The sequence below is a fragment of the Marinobacterium ramblicola genome (assembly GCF_019084545.1).
GTDB classification, from domain to species: domain Bacteria; phylum Pseudomonadota; class Gammaproteobacteria; order Pseudomonadales; family Balneatricaceae; genus Marinobacterium_D; species Marinobacterium_D ramblicola.
The window spans coordinates 35,707-48,728 of record NZ_JAHREP010000019.1 but is presented as its reverse complement, the minus strand read 5'-3'; the positions used below and the strand labels follow the sequence as shown (position 1 = coordinate 48,728).

At 61.4% G+C, this 13,022-nt stretch carries 15 protein-coding genes; 2 read left to right on the top strand and 13 right to left on the bottom strand.

The genetic code is table 11. The annotated features are described in order from the left end of the window. Positions 1 to 12 precede the first annotated feature (12 nt). From zipA to ccmA, 10 genes are read right to left on the bottom strand one after another with little or no spacing between them, the layout of a single operon-like run. Positions 13 to 1,458 (bottom strand): cell division protein ZipA, encoded by a 1,446-nt coding sequence (zipA, locus tag KQ940_RS15060; RefSeq protein WP_217414561.1) that lies wholly within the window; start codon positions 1,456 to 1,458, stop codon positions 13 to 15. Between the two features lie 57 nt (positions 1,459 to 1,515). After that, positions 1,516 to 2,754, bottom strand: a complete 1,239-nt coding sequence (ccmI, locus tag KQ940_RS15055; protein WP_217414560.1) for a c-type cytochrome biogenesis protein CcmI — start codon at positions 2,752 to 2,754, stop codon at positions 1,516 to 1,518. Then, positions 2,751 to 3,236 carry a cytochrome c-type biogenesis protein gene (locus KQ940_RS15050; RefSeq protein WP_217414559.1) on the bottom strand — a complete coding sequence of 162 codons (486 nt, stop codon included), beginning with the start codon at positions 3,234 to 3,236 and terminating at the stop codon, positions 2,751 to 2,753. Before KQ940_RS15050 ends, ccmI begins: the two co-directional genes overlap by 4 nt. Then, complete coding sequence (locus tag KQ940_RS15045; RefSeq protein WP_217414558.1) at positions 3,233 to 3,769, bottom strand: DsbE family thiol:disulfide interchange protein; 537 nt, start codon at positions 3,767 to 3,769, stop codon at positions 3,233 to 3,235. Before KQ940_RS15045 ends, KQ940_RS15050 begins: the two co-directional genes overlap by 4 nt. A 24-nt stretch (positions 3,770 to 3,793) precedes the next feature. After that, complete coding sequence (locus KQ940_RS15040) at positions 3,794 to 5,749, bottom strand: heme lyase CcmF/NrfE family subunit (RefSeq protein WP_217414557.1); 1,956 nt, start codon at positions 5,747 to 5,749, stop codon at positions 3,794 to 3,796. Further along, the gene (gene ccmE, locus KQ940_RS15035; RefSeq protein WP_217414556.1) at positions 5,746 to 6,207 is read right to left on the bottom strand and encodes a cytochrome c maturation protein CcmE; all 462 of its coding nucleotides are present in this window, start codon (positions 6,205 to 6,207) and stop codon (positions 5,746 to 5,748) included. Before ccmE ends, KQ940_RS15040 begins: the two co-directional genes overlap by 4 nt. Beyond that, entirely contained in the window at positions 6,204 to 6,383 is a 180-nt protein-coding gene (gene ccmD / locus KQ940_RS15030) for a heme exporter protein CcmD (RefSeq protein WP_217414555.1), read from the bottom strand. The genes ccmE and ccmD overlap by 4 nt, the downstream gene beginning before the upstream one ends. 24 nt (positions 6,384 to 6,407) lie before the next feature. Beyond that, positions 6,408 to 7,154, bottom strand: coding sequence for a heme ABC transporter permease (locus tag KQ940_RS15025; RefSeq protein WP_217414554.1), 747 nt, complete (start codon positions 7,152 to 7,154; stop codon positions 6,408 to 6,410). 20 nt (positions 7,155 to 7,174) lie between these two features. Further along, positions 7,175 to 7,894, bottom strand: a complete 720-nt coding sequence (gene ccmB, locus KQ940_RS15020; protein ID WP_217414553.1) for a heme exporter protein CcmB — start codon at positions 7,892 to 7,894, stop codon at positions 7,175 to 7,177. Continuing rightward, entirely contained in the window at positions 7,894 to 8,517 is a 624-nt protein-coding gene (ccmA, locus tag KQ940_RS15015; RefSeq protein ID WP_246590102.1) for a cytochrome c biogenesis heme-transporting ATPase CcmA, read from the bottom strand. Before ccmA ends, ccmB begins: the two co-directional genes overlap by 1 nt. Before the next feature lie 263 nt (positions 8,518 to 8,780). Between ccmA and fliK the strand changes: the two genes are divergently transcribed. Further along, positions 8,781 to 10,763, top strand: a complete 1,983-nt coding sequence (fliK, locus tag KQ940_RS15010; protein WP_217414552.1) for a flagellar hook-length control protein FliK — start codon at positions 8,781 to 8,783, stop codon at positions 10,761 to 10,763. Then, a complete protein-coding gene (locus KQ940_RS15005; RefSeq protein ID WP_217414551.1) occupies positions 10,760 to 11,068 on the top strand; it encodes an EscU/YscU/HrcU family type III secretion system export apparatus switch protein in 309 nt (102 codons plus the stop codon). The genes fliK and KQ940_RS15005 overlap by 4 nt, the downstream gene beginning before the upstream one ends. On the opposite strand, the gene KQ940_RS15000 is transcribed toward KQ940_RS15005, so the two are convergent. The 3 genes from KQ940_RS15000 to KQ940_RS14990 are packed head-to-tail and all read right to left on the bottom strand — an operon-like array spanning position 11,062 to position 13,014. Then, positions 11,062 to 11,478 (bottom strand): DUF2802 domain-containing protein, encoded by a 417-nt coding sequence (locus KQ940_RS15000; protein ID WP_343222666.1) that lies wholly within the window; start codon positions 11,476 to 11,478, stop codon positions 11,062 to 11,064. The two genes, KQ940_RS15005 and KQ940_RS15000, sit on opposite strands and share 7 nt — an antisense overlap. Then, on the bottom strand, positions 11,475 to 12,233 hold the full coding sequence (locus KQ940_RS14995; RefSeq protein WP_217414550.1) for a chemotaxis protein CheW: 759 nt from the start codon (positions 12,231 to 12,233) through the stop codon (positions 11,475 to 11,477). Before KQ940_RS14995 ends, KQ940_RS15000 begins: the two co-directional genes overlap by 4 nt. Then, positions 12,226 to 13,014, bottom strand: coding sequence for a ParA family protein (locus tag KQ940_RS14990; protein WP_217414549.1), 789 nt, complete (start codon positions 13,012 to 13,014; stop codon positions 12,226 to 12,228). Before KQ940_RS14990 ends, KQ940_RS14995 begins: the two co-directional genes overlap by 8 nt. Positions 13,015 to 13,022: the final 8 nt, after the last annotated feature.

The following is a 13,022-nucleotide window of genomic DNA, read 5'->3' as shown; positions in this document are numbered from 1 at the left end:
GGGCCATCTGCTTCAGTGCGCGCGCTTCACCCGTTTGTGGATCTCGAAATCACGGATCCGCTCGCGGTAATGTTCCTTGGTTTGCGGGCGCATCACCGAGCGGTCGCCATCGAGCAGTTCGGCATCCAGGTGGCGAGCCAGGGTTTCCGCCGTCGCCAGCATGCACTCGTACGCTTCCAGCGGGTCGGCCGGATCGTGCATCGACATGAAGAAGGTCACGGCCGGCAGCTCGGCATTATCCATCGTATCCAGGTCAAAGGTACCGGGCTGCAGGGCATTGGCCATGTTGAACTGCAGCGCACCCTGGGCGTTGGGCCGCTCGTAGCGGTGGAAGATCCCCATCTCGCCGAACTCCAGGCCGCAGGCATCGACGATCCTGTGGATCACCGCGCCCGGCAGCACCTCACCACGCCTGGCAACGACAAAGATCACCAACATATCTTCCGGATTGGGGGTGATCGCCGGTGCCGGACGCTTGGGTGCCGACTCGGCCTGCGCCTGGCTCGGCCTGGTGTCGGCCCGCACGCCGGTATGAGACGCCTCTTGCCGAGCGGCAACAGCGGCTTTCTGCTCCGATACGGATTCCGTTTCGGCACTCTGTTCCGCGCCGTCAAACGGCAGTTCCGGATGCCTGTCCGCATTGCGCCGCCGTTTCGAGGATTCCCGTTTCGGGGCGGAAGCCTGCTCTTCAGCACTTGTTACCGGCGCCTGTGTCTCTTTAGCTTGAGTAGCAGTGGCTTGAGCACGCACGCGGTCCATCAACACCGGAATCGGCTGTTCAGGATCGAACTCGAAGCTCATTGCGAAGGGCGGGTCATCCTCTTCATCGAGGCGGATGTCGTCATGTCGGGATTCGTCACGCTGCGCGCGCAACGGTGCGGCTGCACGCTGCTCTCGCGGCTCGGGCTCCGGCTCGGTTGCCGATAGGCCAGGTTCTGCGGTCAGTGCCTCGGCGTCCGCCGACTGGTCAACGCTCTCCGGCCGCTGCGGCCCGCGTTCAGCACGCAGGGGGCGGGGCTCGACCGGTACATCGTCGAACAGGGGGTCCATTTCATGCAGCGGGTTGGGCGCCGGCGACCGGGGCGGCTCAGGGGGTTCATGCTTCGATACGTCGCCGGATTGATCCGGTGCACGCCCGCTGGAGACGACGTCTACCACCGCCGGCTCGAACTCCGGCAGGCGATCCGATTCGTCTTCCAGATCGCTGGAGTCGGCCGCAAACGTGGGTTCATGCCGCTCATGCTCGGCAGCGTGCGTGCGACGCCTGGCGCCGCCGTTGGGCAACTCCGGGTTGGATTGCGGAACATCCTCTGCCGAGCCGTCACCGATCGCCGAGCGGTCGATATCCATGCGGATACGATTGCGATTACCCCGGATACGACGCCAGCCGTCAAACAGAATCAGCGCAATTACCAGAATTCCGCCAATGATAAGCCATTCGCGCAGACTGATCTCCATGATTAGGCTCTATTCCTATCCGCTATCTGATTCATGTTCTAATTATTGGGTACCAGACTACTCTACTACCCTGTCGATCACCAGTTTAACCGACTGTGCCCCGGTGCCAACAGTGATCGGTGACTGGCTGCCGATCAGGTCACCGGGCGCGGCGATCGCCTGGCCCGTGTTACTGATACGCGCTCCAATTTCGACTGTATCGACACTGGAGAGTTCAGCACCGGGCATCATCGCCAGGCTGTCGTTCAGCTCCACCTCCAACGGTAGATCCGATACCTTGCGCCGCACCGCGGCCAAAGGCATGCGCCCCCCCACGGGACGGGCATAGATGAACACCACCTGGTCGGGCGTCACCCGGGCCTTAAGTTCATCGGCGATGTCGACACTGACGGTGATCACCGGGCCAGTGACGGCCGGCATCTCCGGCACCGGCTCGCCGGCCGCCGCCAGCTGCTGCCGCGCCTGATCGATACCGGAGCGTAATGACTGTGCGGCGTCGCCGGAGGCACCCGGCAACGCCCGCCCCCAGTAGTCGATCGCTTCACGGTACCGCCCCTGTTCGTAGGCATCGATACCGAGAATGCCCAGCGCCGCGATATCACTCGGGTCCAGCGACAGGGTGAGATCGATCTGTGCGCGCACCTCGTCGGTCATCCTGCCTTCGGATTGGAAGTAGAGCGCCTGCGCAATCTGCCCCTGCACTCCGGCATACTGCGGCGCATCTTCGGGCAGGATCTCGAGCACCTTGCGAAACGCCTGCAGCCCCTCGTCGAAACGCCCTTGATTAACGTAGGTGTTGGCCAGCAGATACCAGCCCTCGGCGTTCTCGGGATTACGCTCGAGCTCCTGCTCCAGTTGAGCCAGCGCCTCCTCCAGCGTGGTCGGTGCCGGTGGCGGATTGAGCGAGACCTCGAGATCGGCGGCCCGCCCCAGATGCTGATAAAGGCCGAGCGCCGCTACCGGAACCAGCATCGCCAGCAACACCACGGTGATCAGCTGAGCCGTGTTCGGTCGTGGATGCTCAAGCACCTTGCCGGGCTGTTCGGCATCGATCAGCAGGTTGCGCTCCAGCTCGAGCTTGAGGATATCGAAGTTTTCCTCATCCAGCGTGCCGGCATCGCGCTCACTGGCCAACTCGGCCAGGCGTTCACGGTAGATCTCGATGTTCTGATGCTGGCGATCATCCGCCTGCGCCGCCGCGCTGCGGCCCCGTCGGGAGGCACTCAACAGTGGCCAAAACACCACCGCCACAGCGATCAGGGTCAGCAGCGCGATTGCGCCCCAGAGTGCCATCATCGTTTTTTATCCTGTTCCAGCAGTTGATTCAGTCGCTCACGCTCGGCGGCATCCAACCCGACCTTGGGGCCTTCGGCAGTTGACTGGCGCCGCCGTCTGCTGATCAGCAGCACGGCCAACGCACCGATGCCGAGCAGTACGAACGGGCCGTACCAGAGAATCCAGGTCATCTCCGTTACCCGCGGACGGTAGAGCACGAACTCGCCGTAGCGGGTAACCATGAAGTCGATCACCTCGTCGTCGCTGGCGCCCTGATTCAGCATGCGGTAGACCTCGCGCCGCAGGTCGGAGGCGATCGGCGAGTTGGAGTCGGCGATGTTGTTGTTCTGGCACTTGGGGCAGCGCAGCTCTTCGGTCAGCTGCTGAAACCGCTCCTCGGTGGCCTTGTCGTCAAATTCGTAGGCTTCGATGGTGGCCTGCGCGGTTACCGAACCCAGTGCCAGCAGCCCGCCCAGCAACAGGGAGTGCAGCCATGACTTCATGACGCGCCTCCGGTAGCCAACTGATCCATCACCTGCTTGAGCTGTTTCCAGACCTTGGCATCGACGGCGCCGACATGGCGGTAGCGGATCACGCCCTGGGCGTCGATCACATAGGTTTCAGGCGCACCATAGACCCCCAGGTCGATACCGAGAGCACCATCCTGATCGAGGACAACCTCGGTATAGGGGTCGCGGTAGCGCTTGAGCCACTCCCGTGCCTTCAGCGGCTCGTCCTTGTAGTTGATGCCGTAGATGGTCACCCCCTGCTGCGCCAACCCGTTGAGAAAGGCATGCTCCTCCTTACAGGTCGGACACCAGGTGGCCCAGATATTGACCAGGGCCGGCCGCCCCTTCAGGTCCGCCTCGGTCAGCGTCCGCTCCGGCTCGGTCAGCGAGGCAAGCTGGAACTGTGGAAACGGCTGATTCAGACGTGCCGAGGGCAGCTCGGTCGGGTCGATCGACAGTCCGCGCCAGAGAAAATAGCCCAGGCCGATAAAGATCAACAGCGGTACAAAAAGCAAAATACGACGCATAGTCACTCTTTCCTATCCAGGTATTCAGGCGCCGGCCAAGTCTCGACGCGCCTGTTTACGGTAACGCGGGTCGGTGGCGGCCAACAGCCCGCCGACGGTCATCATCAGGCCACCGAGCCAGAGCCAGCGTACGAAGGGCTTGTACTGCACCCGCACGGCCCAGGCATCACCGCCCAGCGACTCACCAAGCGCCACATACAGGTCGCGGAACAGGCCCGGATCGATCGCCGCCTCGGTCATCACGTTGCCCCGCGCGGTGTAAAGGCGTTTTTCCGGATACATTTCGGTGTAGGTTTCGCCCTTGTACAACACCCGGATCACCCCGGTATCGGAGTGGAAGTTGGGACCGTCGACCTTGCGGATACCGTCGAATACGAACTCGTAGTCGTTGAACTGTTTGCGGTCGCCCGGCTCCATACGCAGATCGCTGTGTTCGCTGAACGTCGAAACCAGTGCGATACCAACCATCAGCACCGCGATACCGCCATGCGCCAACATCATGCCGTAGTAGGCGCGCGACTGGGCGAAGATGGCGGCCAGGCCCGCGCTTCTATTGCGCATCCGGTTTAGCAGATCCCGTGCGCCGGTGAACACCACCCACCAGGCCAATACCAGCCCCAATGAGGTCCAGAACCCGGGCCATTGCGGCAACAGAAACAACGATACACCACCCGCCAGCAACGCCAGCACACCCGGCAACCAAAGCTGCTTGATCAGTAGTTGCAACGATGTCTGTTTCCAGCGCAGCAGCACCCCGATCCCAAGCGTCAGCACCAACAGCGCACCCAAGGGCACGAACAGGGCATTGAAGTAGGGAGGTCCGACCGAGATCTTGCCCAAATTGAGCGCATCGACCAGCAGCGGGTAGAGCGTGCCCAGCAATACCGTGGCGCAGAAAACGGTCAGCAGAACGTTGTTGATCAGCATGAAGCTTTCGCGCGACAGCAAAGCGAAACTCGACTCGCTTTTCACATGGGACGCCTTGATCGCGTAGAGCAGCAGCGAGCCGCCGATGGCGATGGCCAGCAGCGCGAGGATGAAGAACCCGCGATCCGGATCGGACGCAAAGGCGTGCACCGAGGTCAGCACACCGGAACGCACCAGGAAGGTACCGAGCAGGCTAAGGGAGAAGGCAAAGATCGCCAACAGCACGGTCCAGCTTTTGAATACACCACGTTTTTCGGTCACCGCAAGGCTGTGCACCAGCGCGGTACCGATCAGCCAAGGCATCAGCGAGGCGTTTTCCACCGGATCCCAGAACCACCAGCCGCCCCAGCCAAGCTCGTAATAGGCCCACCAGCTGCCCAGTGCGATACCCAGGGTCAGAAATGCCCAGGCGATGATGGTCCAGGGGCGTGACCAACGCGCCCAGGCGGCATCGAGCCGCCCGCTTAGCAGTGCGGCGATGGCAAAGGCAAAGGCCACCGAGAAACCGACATAGCCCATATACAGCATCGGTGGATGCATGATCAGGCCGATATCCTGCAACAGCGGGTTGAGATCGGCGCCCTGCTCCGGGATTCTCGGCAGATAGCGCTCGAACGGGCTGGAGGTCAACAGGATAAACAGGGTGAAACCGATGGTGATCAGGCCCATGACAGAGAGCACCCGGGCCTGGATATCTTCCGGCAAATTCCCGCTCTTCAATGCCACCGCCACAGTCCAGCCGGTCAGAATCAGCAGCCACAGCAGCAGCGAGCCCTCATGTCCGCCCCAGACCGCGCTCAGCCGGTAGTACCAGGGCAGGGCCGTATTGGAGTTGCTGGCCACGTATACGACCGAGAAGTCGCTTTGCAGAAACGACCAGCTCAAGCAGAGGAAACTGAACAGCACGAAACCGAACATGGCGATCGCCAGCGGCCGTGCGTAGCTGCACCAAAGGGCGTTGCCGACCGTCGCGCCGACCATCGGCACAGTACCCAACAAAACCGCCAGACAGGCGGTCAGAATCAGCGCATATTGACCAAGTTCAGGGATCATTTATTGAACTCCTGACCCGCGGGTTTAGGCATTTTACCCGCCTTTTCCAACGCGTCCGCCACCTCTGGCGGCATGTAGTTCTCATCATGCTTGGCCAGCACTTCCACCGCTTGCAGCACGCCCCGGCTGTCCAGTTCGCCCTGGGCGACTATACCCTGACCCTCACGGAACAGGTCCGGCAAGATGCCGGTGTACTCGACCCGCACGGTCTTCTCGTAATCGGTGATATCGAAACTGACCGCCAGACTCTCGGTGGAGCGCTGTACACTGCCATCGACGACCATGCCGCCGGCACGGATACGGGTACCCTCGGGCGCCTCGCCCGCGGCGATCTGGGTTGGCGAGTAGAACAGGTTAATGTTCTGATTCAGGGCGAACAGGGTCAGCCCTACCGCAACACCAACGCCAATGACGATAAATAGAACAATCAGCAGACGCTGCTTGCGTTTCGGATTCATGAGCCCTGTTTCTCCCTCAGTAAACGGCGGGTCAGCTGTACACGCAGACGCTTACCGGCCTGCAGCGGTACGATCAAGTTAGCCAGAATCACCACCAGCCCAAGCCCATAGCTGAGCCAGACATACAGGCCGTGCCCGCCCATCGTCAGAAATTCGGATATGGAATTGAAGCTCACGTCTACCTCACTCGAACCACGTGCTTAAACAGCAGATTTAGACAGCAGAAGTTCCTTGACCCAACCGGCACGGCGCTCACGACGCAAGATCTCGTTGCGCAGGCGCATCATCAGTGTCACGGCAAAGAAGGCATAGAAGCCGATCACCATCACCAGCAGCGGCAGCCACATCTCCACCGGCATCGCCGGTTTTTCGGTCAGTTTAAAGGTTGCCGGCTGGTGCAGCGTGTTCCACCACTCGACGGAGTACTTGATGATCGGAATGTTGACCAGTCCCACCAGCGCCAGTACAGCGGTTGCCTGTGCAGCGGTAGACTCGCTCTCGATGGCGGAGTTCAACGCCATGACGCCGAGATAGAGGAAAAACAGAATCAGCATCGAGGTCAGACGCGCATCCCATACCCACCATGAACCCCAGGTCGGCTTACCCCAGATCGCGCCGGTCAGCAGTGCCAAAACCGCCAGCGAGGCCCCGATCGGCGCACAGGATTTGGCCACCATGTCGGCCACCTTCATCTTCCAGATCAGGCCGATGGCACCGGCGATCGCCATCAGCATGTAGCAGGACTGGGCAAGGATCGCCGATGGCACGTGCAGATAGATGATCCTGAAGCTGTTGCCCTGCTGGTAATCGGCCGGTGCAAAAACCAGGGCCCAGATGGTACCGCCGATCAGCAAGCCCAGCGCAAGCGCCGTAAACCAGGGCAGCAGTTTGCCGCAGATCTGATAACACCAGCGCGGCGAAGCCAGTTGATAAAACCAGCGAGGCATCCATTTCTTATCCGACATATCTATCCACTCACCGAAATTCTTAACGCCGCGCCGATCGCCAGCGGTGCGAGTGCCAGGCCCAGCGCCAGCAACGCACCGAGCAGCGCCAGATAGCCGCCCAGCGGCAGTCCGGTTACCGCGGCCTGTACCGCGCTGGTGCCGAAGATCAGCACCGGTATGTAGAGCGGTAGCACCAACAGCGAAATCAGTACACCACCGCGTTTGAGCCCCACAGTCAACGCCGCGCCGATCGCTCCGACCAAACTCAGCGTCGGCGTACCGATCAGCAGGCTCAGCATCAGCCCCGGCATCCCCTCGGCGGGCAGGAACAGCATCACCGCGATCACCGGCGCCACCAGGGTCAGCGCCAGTCCGCTGAGCATCCAGTGCGCCAGTACCTTGGCCAGTACCACGATAAACAGCGGCTGCGGACTGAGCAGCAGCTGTTCCAGCGAGCCGTCGTCATAGTCCGTCCGAAACAACGCGTCCATCGACAGCAGCGTGGCCAGCAATGCCGCCACCCAGAGCGCGCCGGGCGCCAGTTGCGCCAGGAAACCGGGTTCCGGGCTGACGCCCAGCGGAAACAGCGTAATCACCATCAAAAAGAAGATCAGCGGGTTGACCAACTCGCTCTTGCGGCGAAGCGACAACAGCAGATCTCGCCTCAGCGTCGCCATAAACAGCCCACCGGGCCCGATCTGGGCCTGCTCGGCTGCGGCGTTAGTAAGCAGATCAGCCATCAAGTTCCACCCTGCCGATCCAGATTTATCGCGCGCACGGCGCTACTCCCCTGCAGATCCTGGTGCGTGGTCAGGATTACGCTGCCGCCGCGGGCAATATGGCGGCCGATCAGCGCCTCTTTCGCTGCCACCCCGCGCTTGTCGATGGCGGTAAAGGGTTCGTCGAGAATCCACAACGGCGCATCGCTGAGATAGAGGCGCGCCAGAGAGACGCGTCGATGCTGGCCTGCCGAGAGCGAGTGACAGGGCACATCCTCGAAGCCGCGCAGTCCGACCTGCTCCAGCGCCTCGCTGACCCGGGAGGCATCGAGCGCGGGGTGCAGGGCACAGTACCAACGCAGGTTCTCCTCCGGCGTCAGCAACGCCTTGACCCCCGGTTGATGCCCGAAATAGAGCAGCTCGCGGCGAAACTGGTCGCGCACACGCTCAATCGGTTCGCCACGCCAGTAGATCTCACCCTCATAGTTACGCGACAGACCGCTGAGAATGCGCAACAGGGTGGTTTTTCCGCTGCCGTTGGCGCCCTCGATCTGAACGATCTCCCCGGCATCGACGGAGAACCCCAGGCCATCGAAAAGTACACGGTCATCCCGCTCGCAGAACAGGTTTTCCACTTGTAACATCGGCCCGGACAAACAGTGACTCTCCACCCAAGATTTTTCGCCGCCAGCAGCGATCAATGCATACTTCAGTTGTGCCGGCGCTGGCCGACATTTTTCAAACGCGCCATTATAAACGGATTCCCCCTCGGCGTCAGGCAGGAAGGGGACAACCCGGGGCCGATTCGGTCTAAGGTTGTAGATTTTTGTATGGTTTTGTAAACCCTCGGCCTACATCGGTCTTCAGTGGAGAGAACAGGTTGGCAGTTACGCTCAGTGTGCAATCGATGCAAACACTCAGCCGTCCCGGTGACGGTCAGGGCGTCGACCTGCGCGCACAGCTCGACGCCGGCCGCACGCTGAGCGCGAGTGTAAAGGAAGTTGTCGTCGATACGCAGCGCCCGAACCTGTTCCGGATCAAGGTTGAAGTGCAAAACATGCTGATGGAGCTGATGACCTCTCGCCCCCTCGTCATCGGTGCCCAGGTAACGCTGAACCGTGCGGGCGACGGGCAACTGCTGCTGAGTCTGGCCGGCCAGGCCGGTACCACCGGGCGCGCCGAAGCCCCACCGCAAGCGCCGGCGCAGCAGACACCAGCCTCGGGAAGCAACAGCGGCATTCGACTGCAGATCCCGATAGCACAGCTGCAAAGCGAAGCGCTCCAGCGCGCTTTGCCGCTGAATCAACCACAACTCGGCAGAGTGCTGCCCAGCGTCACCACTCCCGCGGAACCGGCCAGCGGTAGCGCACCCGCCAATACTGCGGCGACAACCGGCACTCAGACGCCTGCGCCGGCGGCATCGGGCGCCGCCAGCGGCGTGGCACCATCCGCTACCGGATCGGCTGCAACCCCAACCTCTTCCGCTGCACAACAGAGCAGTCAGCCAGGCGTGGCAGGCCAGATCAACACCCTGCGCAACGGTGAACAGCCACAACCGGCAACAACCAGCCAGCCGGACAACCCCAGGCCAAGCTCGACGGCGGCGACGGCCAGCACAGCATCGAATGCCGGCACCCCGTCGCCCGCCGGTACGACGACCGCCGGTTCGACAACCGCAACGACGACGCCATCGCCAGCCTCGGCTCAGCCGCAGACTCAGACACAACCCCAGCCGCCGAACCCGGCACCGCCGCAATCAACACTCCAGGCCGCCGGCGCCTCGTCAGATCAGCCCCGCGGCGCGGAGAGCGCACCTCCCCGCCAGCCCCCGGCAGCGCCTGCGACGCGGCCGCTGCCTGCCGCTGCTACCGACACAGCATCCGGCGCCGCATTGAACAGAAGCGGTCCCAACCCGGTACAGATCTCGATCAACGGTCAAACGATCGAGCTGCTGACGCCGCGACCGCTGCAGGCGGGCATGACGATACAGTTGACGCGGACAGACCAGGCCAATGTACAGCTGGAGATACTCCCTCCCCGGATCGCACCGGACGCTCAACAACGCCTGCAGGAGGGACTGCAGCAGATTTTGCGTGACAGCCTGCCACAACAGATTCCGATGGCGGAGGCGTTCAATCAGTTACGCCAGCTCGACCGTGCCAGCGGAGGCACAGGGCGACAGCAGGATGCGATCGGTCAGGTGGTTCGCTCGATGCTTAGCCTGTTCAGCGTCTCCACCAAGCCCGACGCTCAAACCACTCGCCAGGCCGTCGAGCAGCAGCTTCACTCCAGCGGACTGATCGCAGGCAAAAAAGGCGCCCAGCAGTCAAACGAAGGCGGTCCGGCAACACTGAAGGATCAACTTGCGCGCCTGCAGCAGCTCGGTGAACGCCTGCCACCGGAAGCGCGCGAGCGACTCCAGTCACTGTTGCAGGGGATTCAGGCGCGCACGGCCACGCATCAGGCTTCGAGCCTGCAACACTGGCAGGATCTGCCGGACGGCAGCGTCGAACGCCAATACCGGCTCGACCTTCCGGTACGAGTGCATGAGCAGCAGCTGGACAATACGGAGATCCGCATCACCCAGCACAAACGGCGCGACGAACAGGACAGGTTCATATCAGAGTGGTCGATCAATCTGCACTTTGATCTGCAGGATCTGGGGGCGATCGACAGCCGCATCAGTCTGCAGCAGGAGTGGCAACTCAGTGCGCGCTTCTGGGCCGAGCACGGAGCAACCGCGCAACTGATCCGCGACAGACTGGAGGTTTTTGCCAACCATTTAAGCAGCTGCGGCTTCGAGATCGATACCCTGCATGTGCAGCAGGGACGTCAACCGCGTGAAACCAACCCTCCTGTCAGTCGCCGACTGGTGGATCTGCATACATGAGCGAACTGGACGAAGAGTTGAAGCGGCGCAGAGCCATTGCGCTGAAATATGACCCCGAAACCGGTGCCGCACCGCGGGTTACCGCCAAAGGCAGCGGTCTGATCGCGGAGCAGATTATCAAGCTCGCCCGCGAACATGACGTGCACATTTATGAAAGCCCGGAACTGCTGGAGGTGTTGATCCGTCTTGAGCTGGGCGACGAAATCCCGGAATCCCTCTATCGCGCAATTGCCGAGGTGATCGCCTTCGCCTACGGGCTCAAACCCCGACCGGATAGAGAGCAGGAACCGAACCAGGCTCAGTGACGTGAGGGCAGCGACGCTTCGTTATGCAGCTCGCGGTGCAGCAACGCCATCAGCTCAGCCTCTGGACGGCCGATACCGCAGCTGCGGACAAGATCATCCACGTCGGCCCCCATCTCCATCAGCCGCGCCGCCTGATTATAGGCCAGCACCCCTGGATCCCTGTTCTCCAGCTCCTGCTGTTTCTCCACGGTGATATTGAGCTTATGCTCGATCGCCAAGAGACGATTGCCCATGCCGATGGAACCGTTGGTCATCGCCCGGATCTCGTTGCGCAGTACGTTGATCAGCGCCTGATGACGACGCTCCTGCCGCTGGACACGCACCAGCAGATAGGCGCAGAGCGCAGCGGTCAACAACGTCAGCGCCGCCAGAACCAGCAGCATAGTGTTGGAGCCCAGCAGATCGGTCACGCCGACATCGCCTCGAACTCTTCGACCATCTGGTCAATATCGAGAATCGCACAGCGTTCGGCCATATAGGTCCCCAGCAACCAGGAGCGATGATCCTTGTCCTGGTTCAGATTGACCTTATCCATCGGAATCTGCAGCGACTTGACCAGACCATCGCAGGCCAGCGCCCACTTGCGACCATGGAGGATCACGATCTCCTCATATTTGGAGTGTTCCGGCTGGTAACGTTCAGGGATCAACCAGAGCGCCGTATCGACCACCAGCGTCTTGCCATACTCGGGACCAAAAGCCCCCAACACCCAGTCCGGATGCCCCGCGATATCCAGTGACAGGTCGTTCATCTGCAGTGCGCCTTCGATACGGTCGAAGTTAATCGCCAGCTTAAGGCCATGCATATCGATCAACACGCAGTTCAACACCTGCACAGGTGTTTTTCGTGCCGGCGCTGACGCTTGGGGCGCAGCTACTACTTCGCGTTCTACCACAGGCTCTGCCACAGGTTCGGGCTCGGGCTCGGGCTCGGGCTCGGGCTCGGGCTCGGGCTCTACAGTATAAAACTTCTCGTCCACAGCCGGGTCAACTTCAATATCGTCAAAGAACCCGTCACTCTGCCGAGGTGCCTCAGCCTCGGCATCGGCCTGCATGTCGGCGGTCTTGTCGCTTGCCTCAGATTTAGGAATATACCCCTCTTCCAGCTCGGTATCGGCCAGCAAGGCTTCGATATACTCAAATACGACTTTTTTCTGATCAGCCATCGACATTACCCTGTCTGCGTCTCTCCAGCAGATTCCTCAGCAGTTTGGCATAAGCGTGCACACCACGACTACCGGCATCCAGCGACGAGGGCACCAGGCCCTTGAGACTGGCGTTACGGAACTTGGTATCGATCGGCACCACCGCCGTGGAGATGTTCTCCTCATAAAGCCGGTGCAACTCGCGCAAGCTGCTGACCGACGCCTGGGTGCGGCGATCGTAAAATGTCGGCACGATGGTATATTCCAGCTTGTTGCGACGGGCACGGTTGACCATCTCGATGGTCCTGATCATCCGCTGCAACCCTTTCAGGGCAAGAAACTCGGTCTGTACCGGCACCAGCAGATGATTGCAGGCGGCCAGCGCATTCACCATCAACACACCGAGCACCGGCGGGCTGTCGATCAGCGCGAAATCGTAGCTCTGTTTCTGCGTTGCCAACGCCTTGGCAACCTGCAGCCCCATCCCCTCTTTACCCACCGCCCGCCGCTCCAGCGTAGCCAGCGCCGTGGACGCAGGCATCAGGTGCACGCCGTCCCGGTTGGTATCGACGATCAGGCCACGTGTACGCTCGGGCTCGACCTGCAGCTGCTCGAAAAGGTCGTAGACACTGTGCTCCAGCTCGTCCGGATCGTAACGAAAATAGCTGGTCAGCGATCCGTGCGGGTCGAGATCGACCAGCAACACCTTATAGCCAACCTCCGCCAATAGACCCGCCAGCGTAACGACGGTCGTCGTCTTGCCGACCCCCCCTTTCTGGTTAGCAACAGCCCATACCTGCATAGAGTCTC

Coding starts and splice junctions, on each gene's coding strand:
- zipA (WP_217414561.1), bottom strand. CDS start 1,458: ATGGAGATCAGTCTGCGCGAATGGCTTATCATTGGCGGAATTCTGGTA.
- ccmI (WP_217414560.1), bottom strand. CDS start 2,754: ATGATGGCACTCTGGGGCGCAATCGCGCTGCTGACCCTGATCGCTGTG.
- KQ940_RS15050 (WP_217414559.1), bottom strand. CDS start 3,236: ATGAAGTCATGGCTGCACTCCCTGTTGCTGGGCGGGCTGCTGGCACTG.
- KQ940_RS15045 (WP_217414558.1), bottom strand. CDS start 3,769: ATGCGTCGTATTTTGCTTTTTGTACCGCTGTTGATCTTTATCGGCCTG.
- KQ940_RS15040 (WP_217414557.1), bottom strand. CDS start 5,749: ATGATCCCTGAACTTGGTCAATATGCGCTGATTCTGACCGCCTGTCTG.
- ccmE (WP_217414556.1), bottom strand. CDS start 6,207: ATGAATCCGAAACGCAAGCAGCGTCTGCTGATTGTTCTATTTATCGTC.
- KQ940_RS15025 (WP_217414554.1), bottom strand. CDS start 7,154: ATGCCTCGCTGGTTTTATCAACTGGCTTCGCCGCGCTGGTGTTATCAG.
- ccmB (WP_217414553.1), bottom strand. CDS start 7,894: ATGGCTGATCTGCTTACTAACGCCGCAGCCGAGCAGGCCCAGATCGGG.
- ccmA (WP_246590102.1), bottom strand. CDS start 8,517: ATGTTACAAGTGGAAAACCTGTTCTGCGAGCGGGATGACCGTGTACTT.
- fliK (WP_217414552.1), top strand. CDS start 8,781: ATGCAAACACTCAGCCGTCCCGGTGACGGTCAGGGCGTCGACCTGCGC.
- KQ940_RS15005 (WP_217414551.1), top strand. CDS start 10,760: ATGAGCGAACTGGACGAAGAGTTGAAGCGGCGCAGAGCCATTGCGCTG.
- KQ940_RS14995 (WP_217414550.1), bottom strand. CDS start 12,233: ATGGCTGATCAGAAAAAAGTCGTATTTGAGTATATCGAAGCCTTGCTG.
- KQ940_RS14990 (WP_217414549.1), bottom strand. CDS start 13,014: ATGCAGGTATGGGCTGTTGCTAACCAGAAAGGGGGGGTCGGCAAGACG.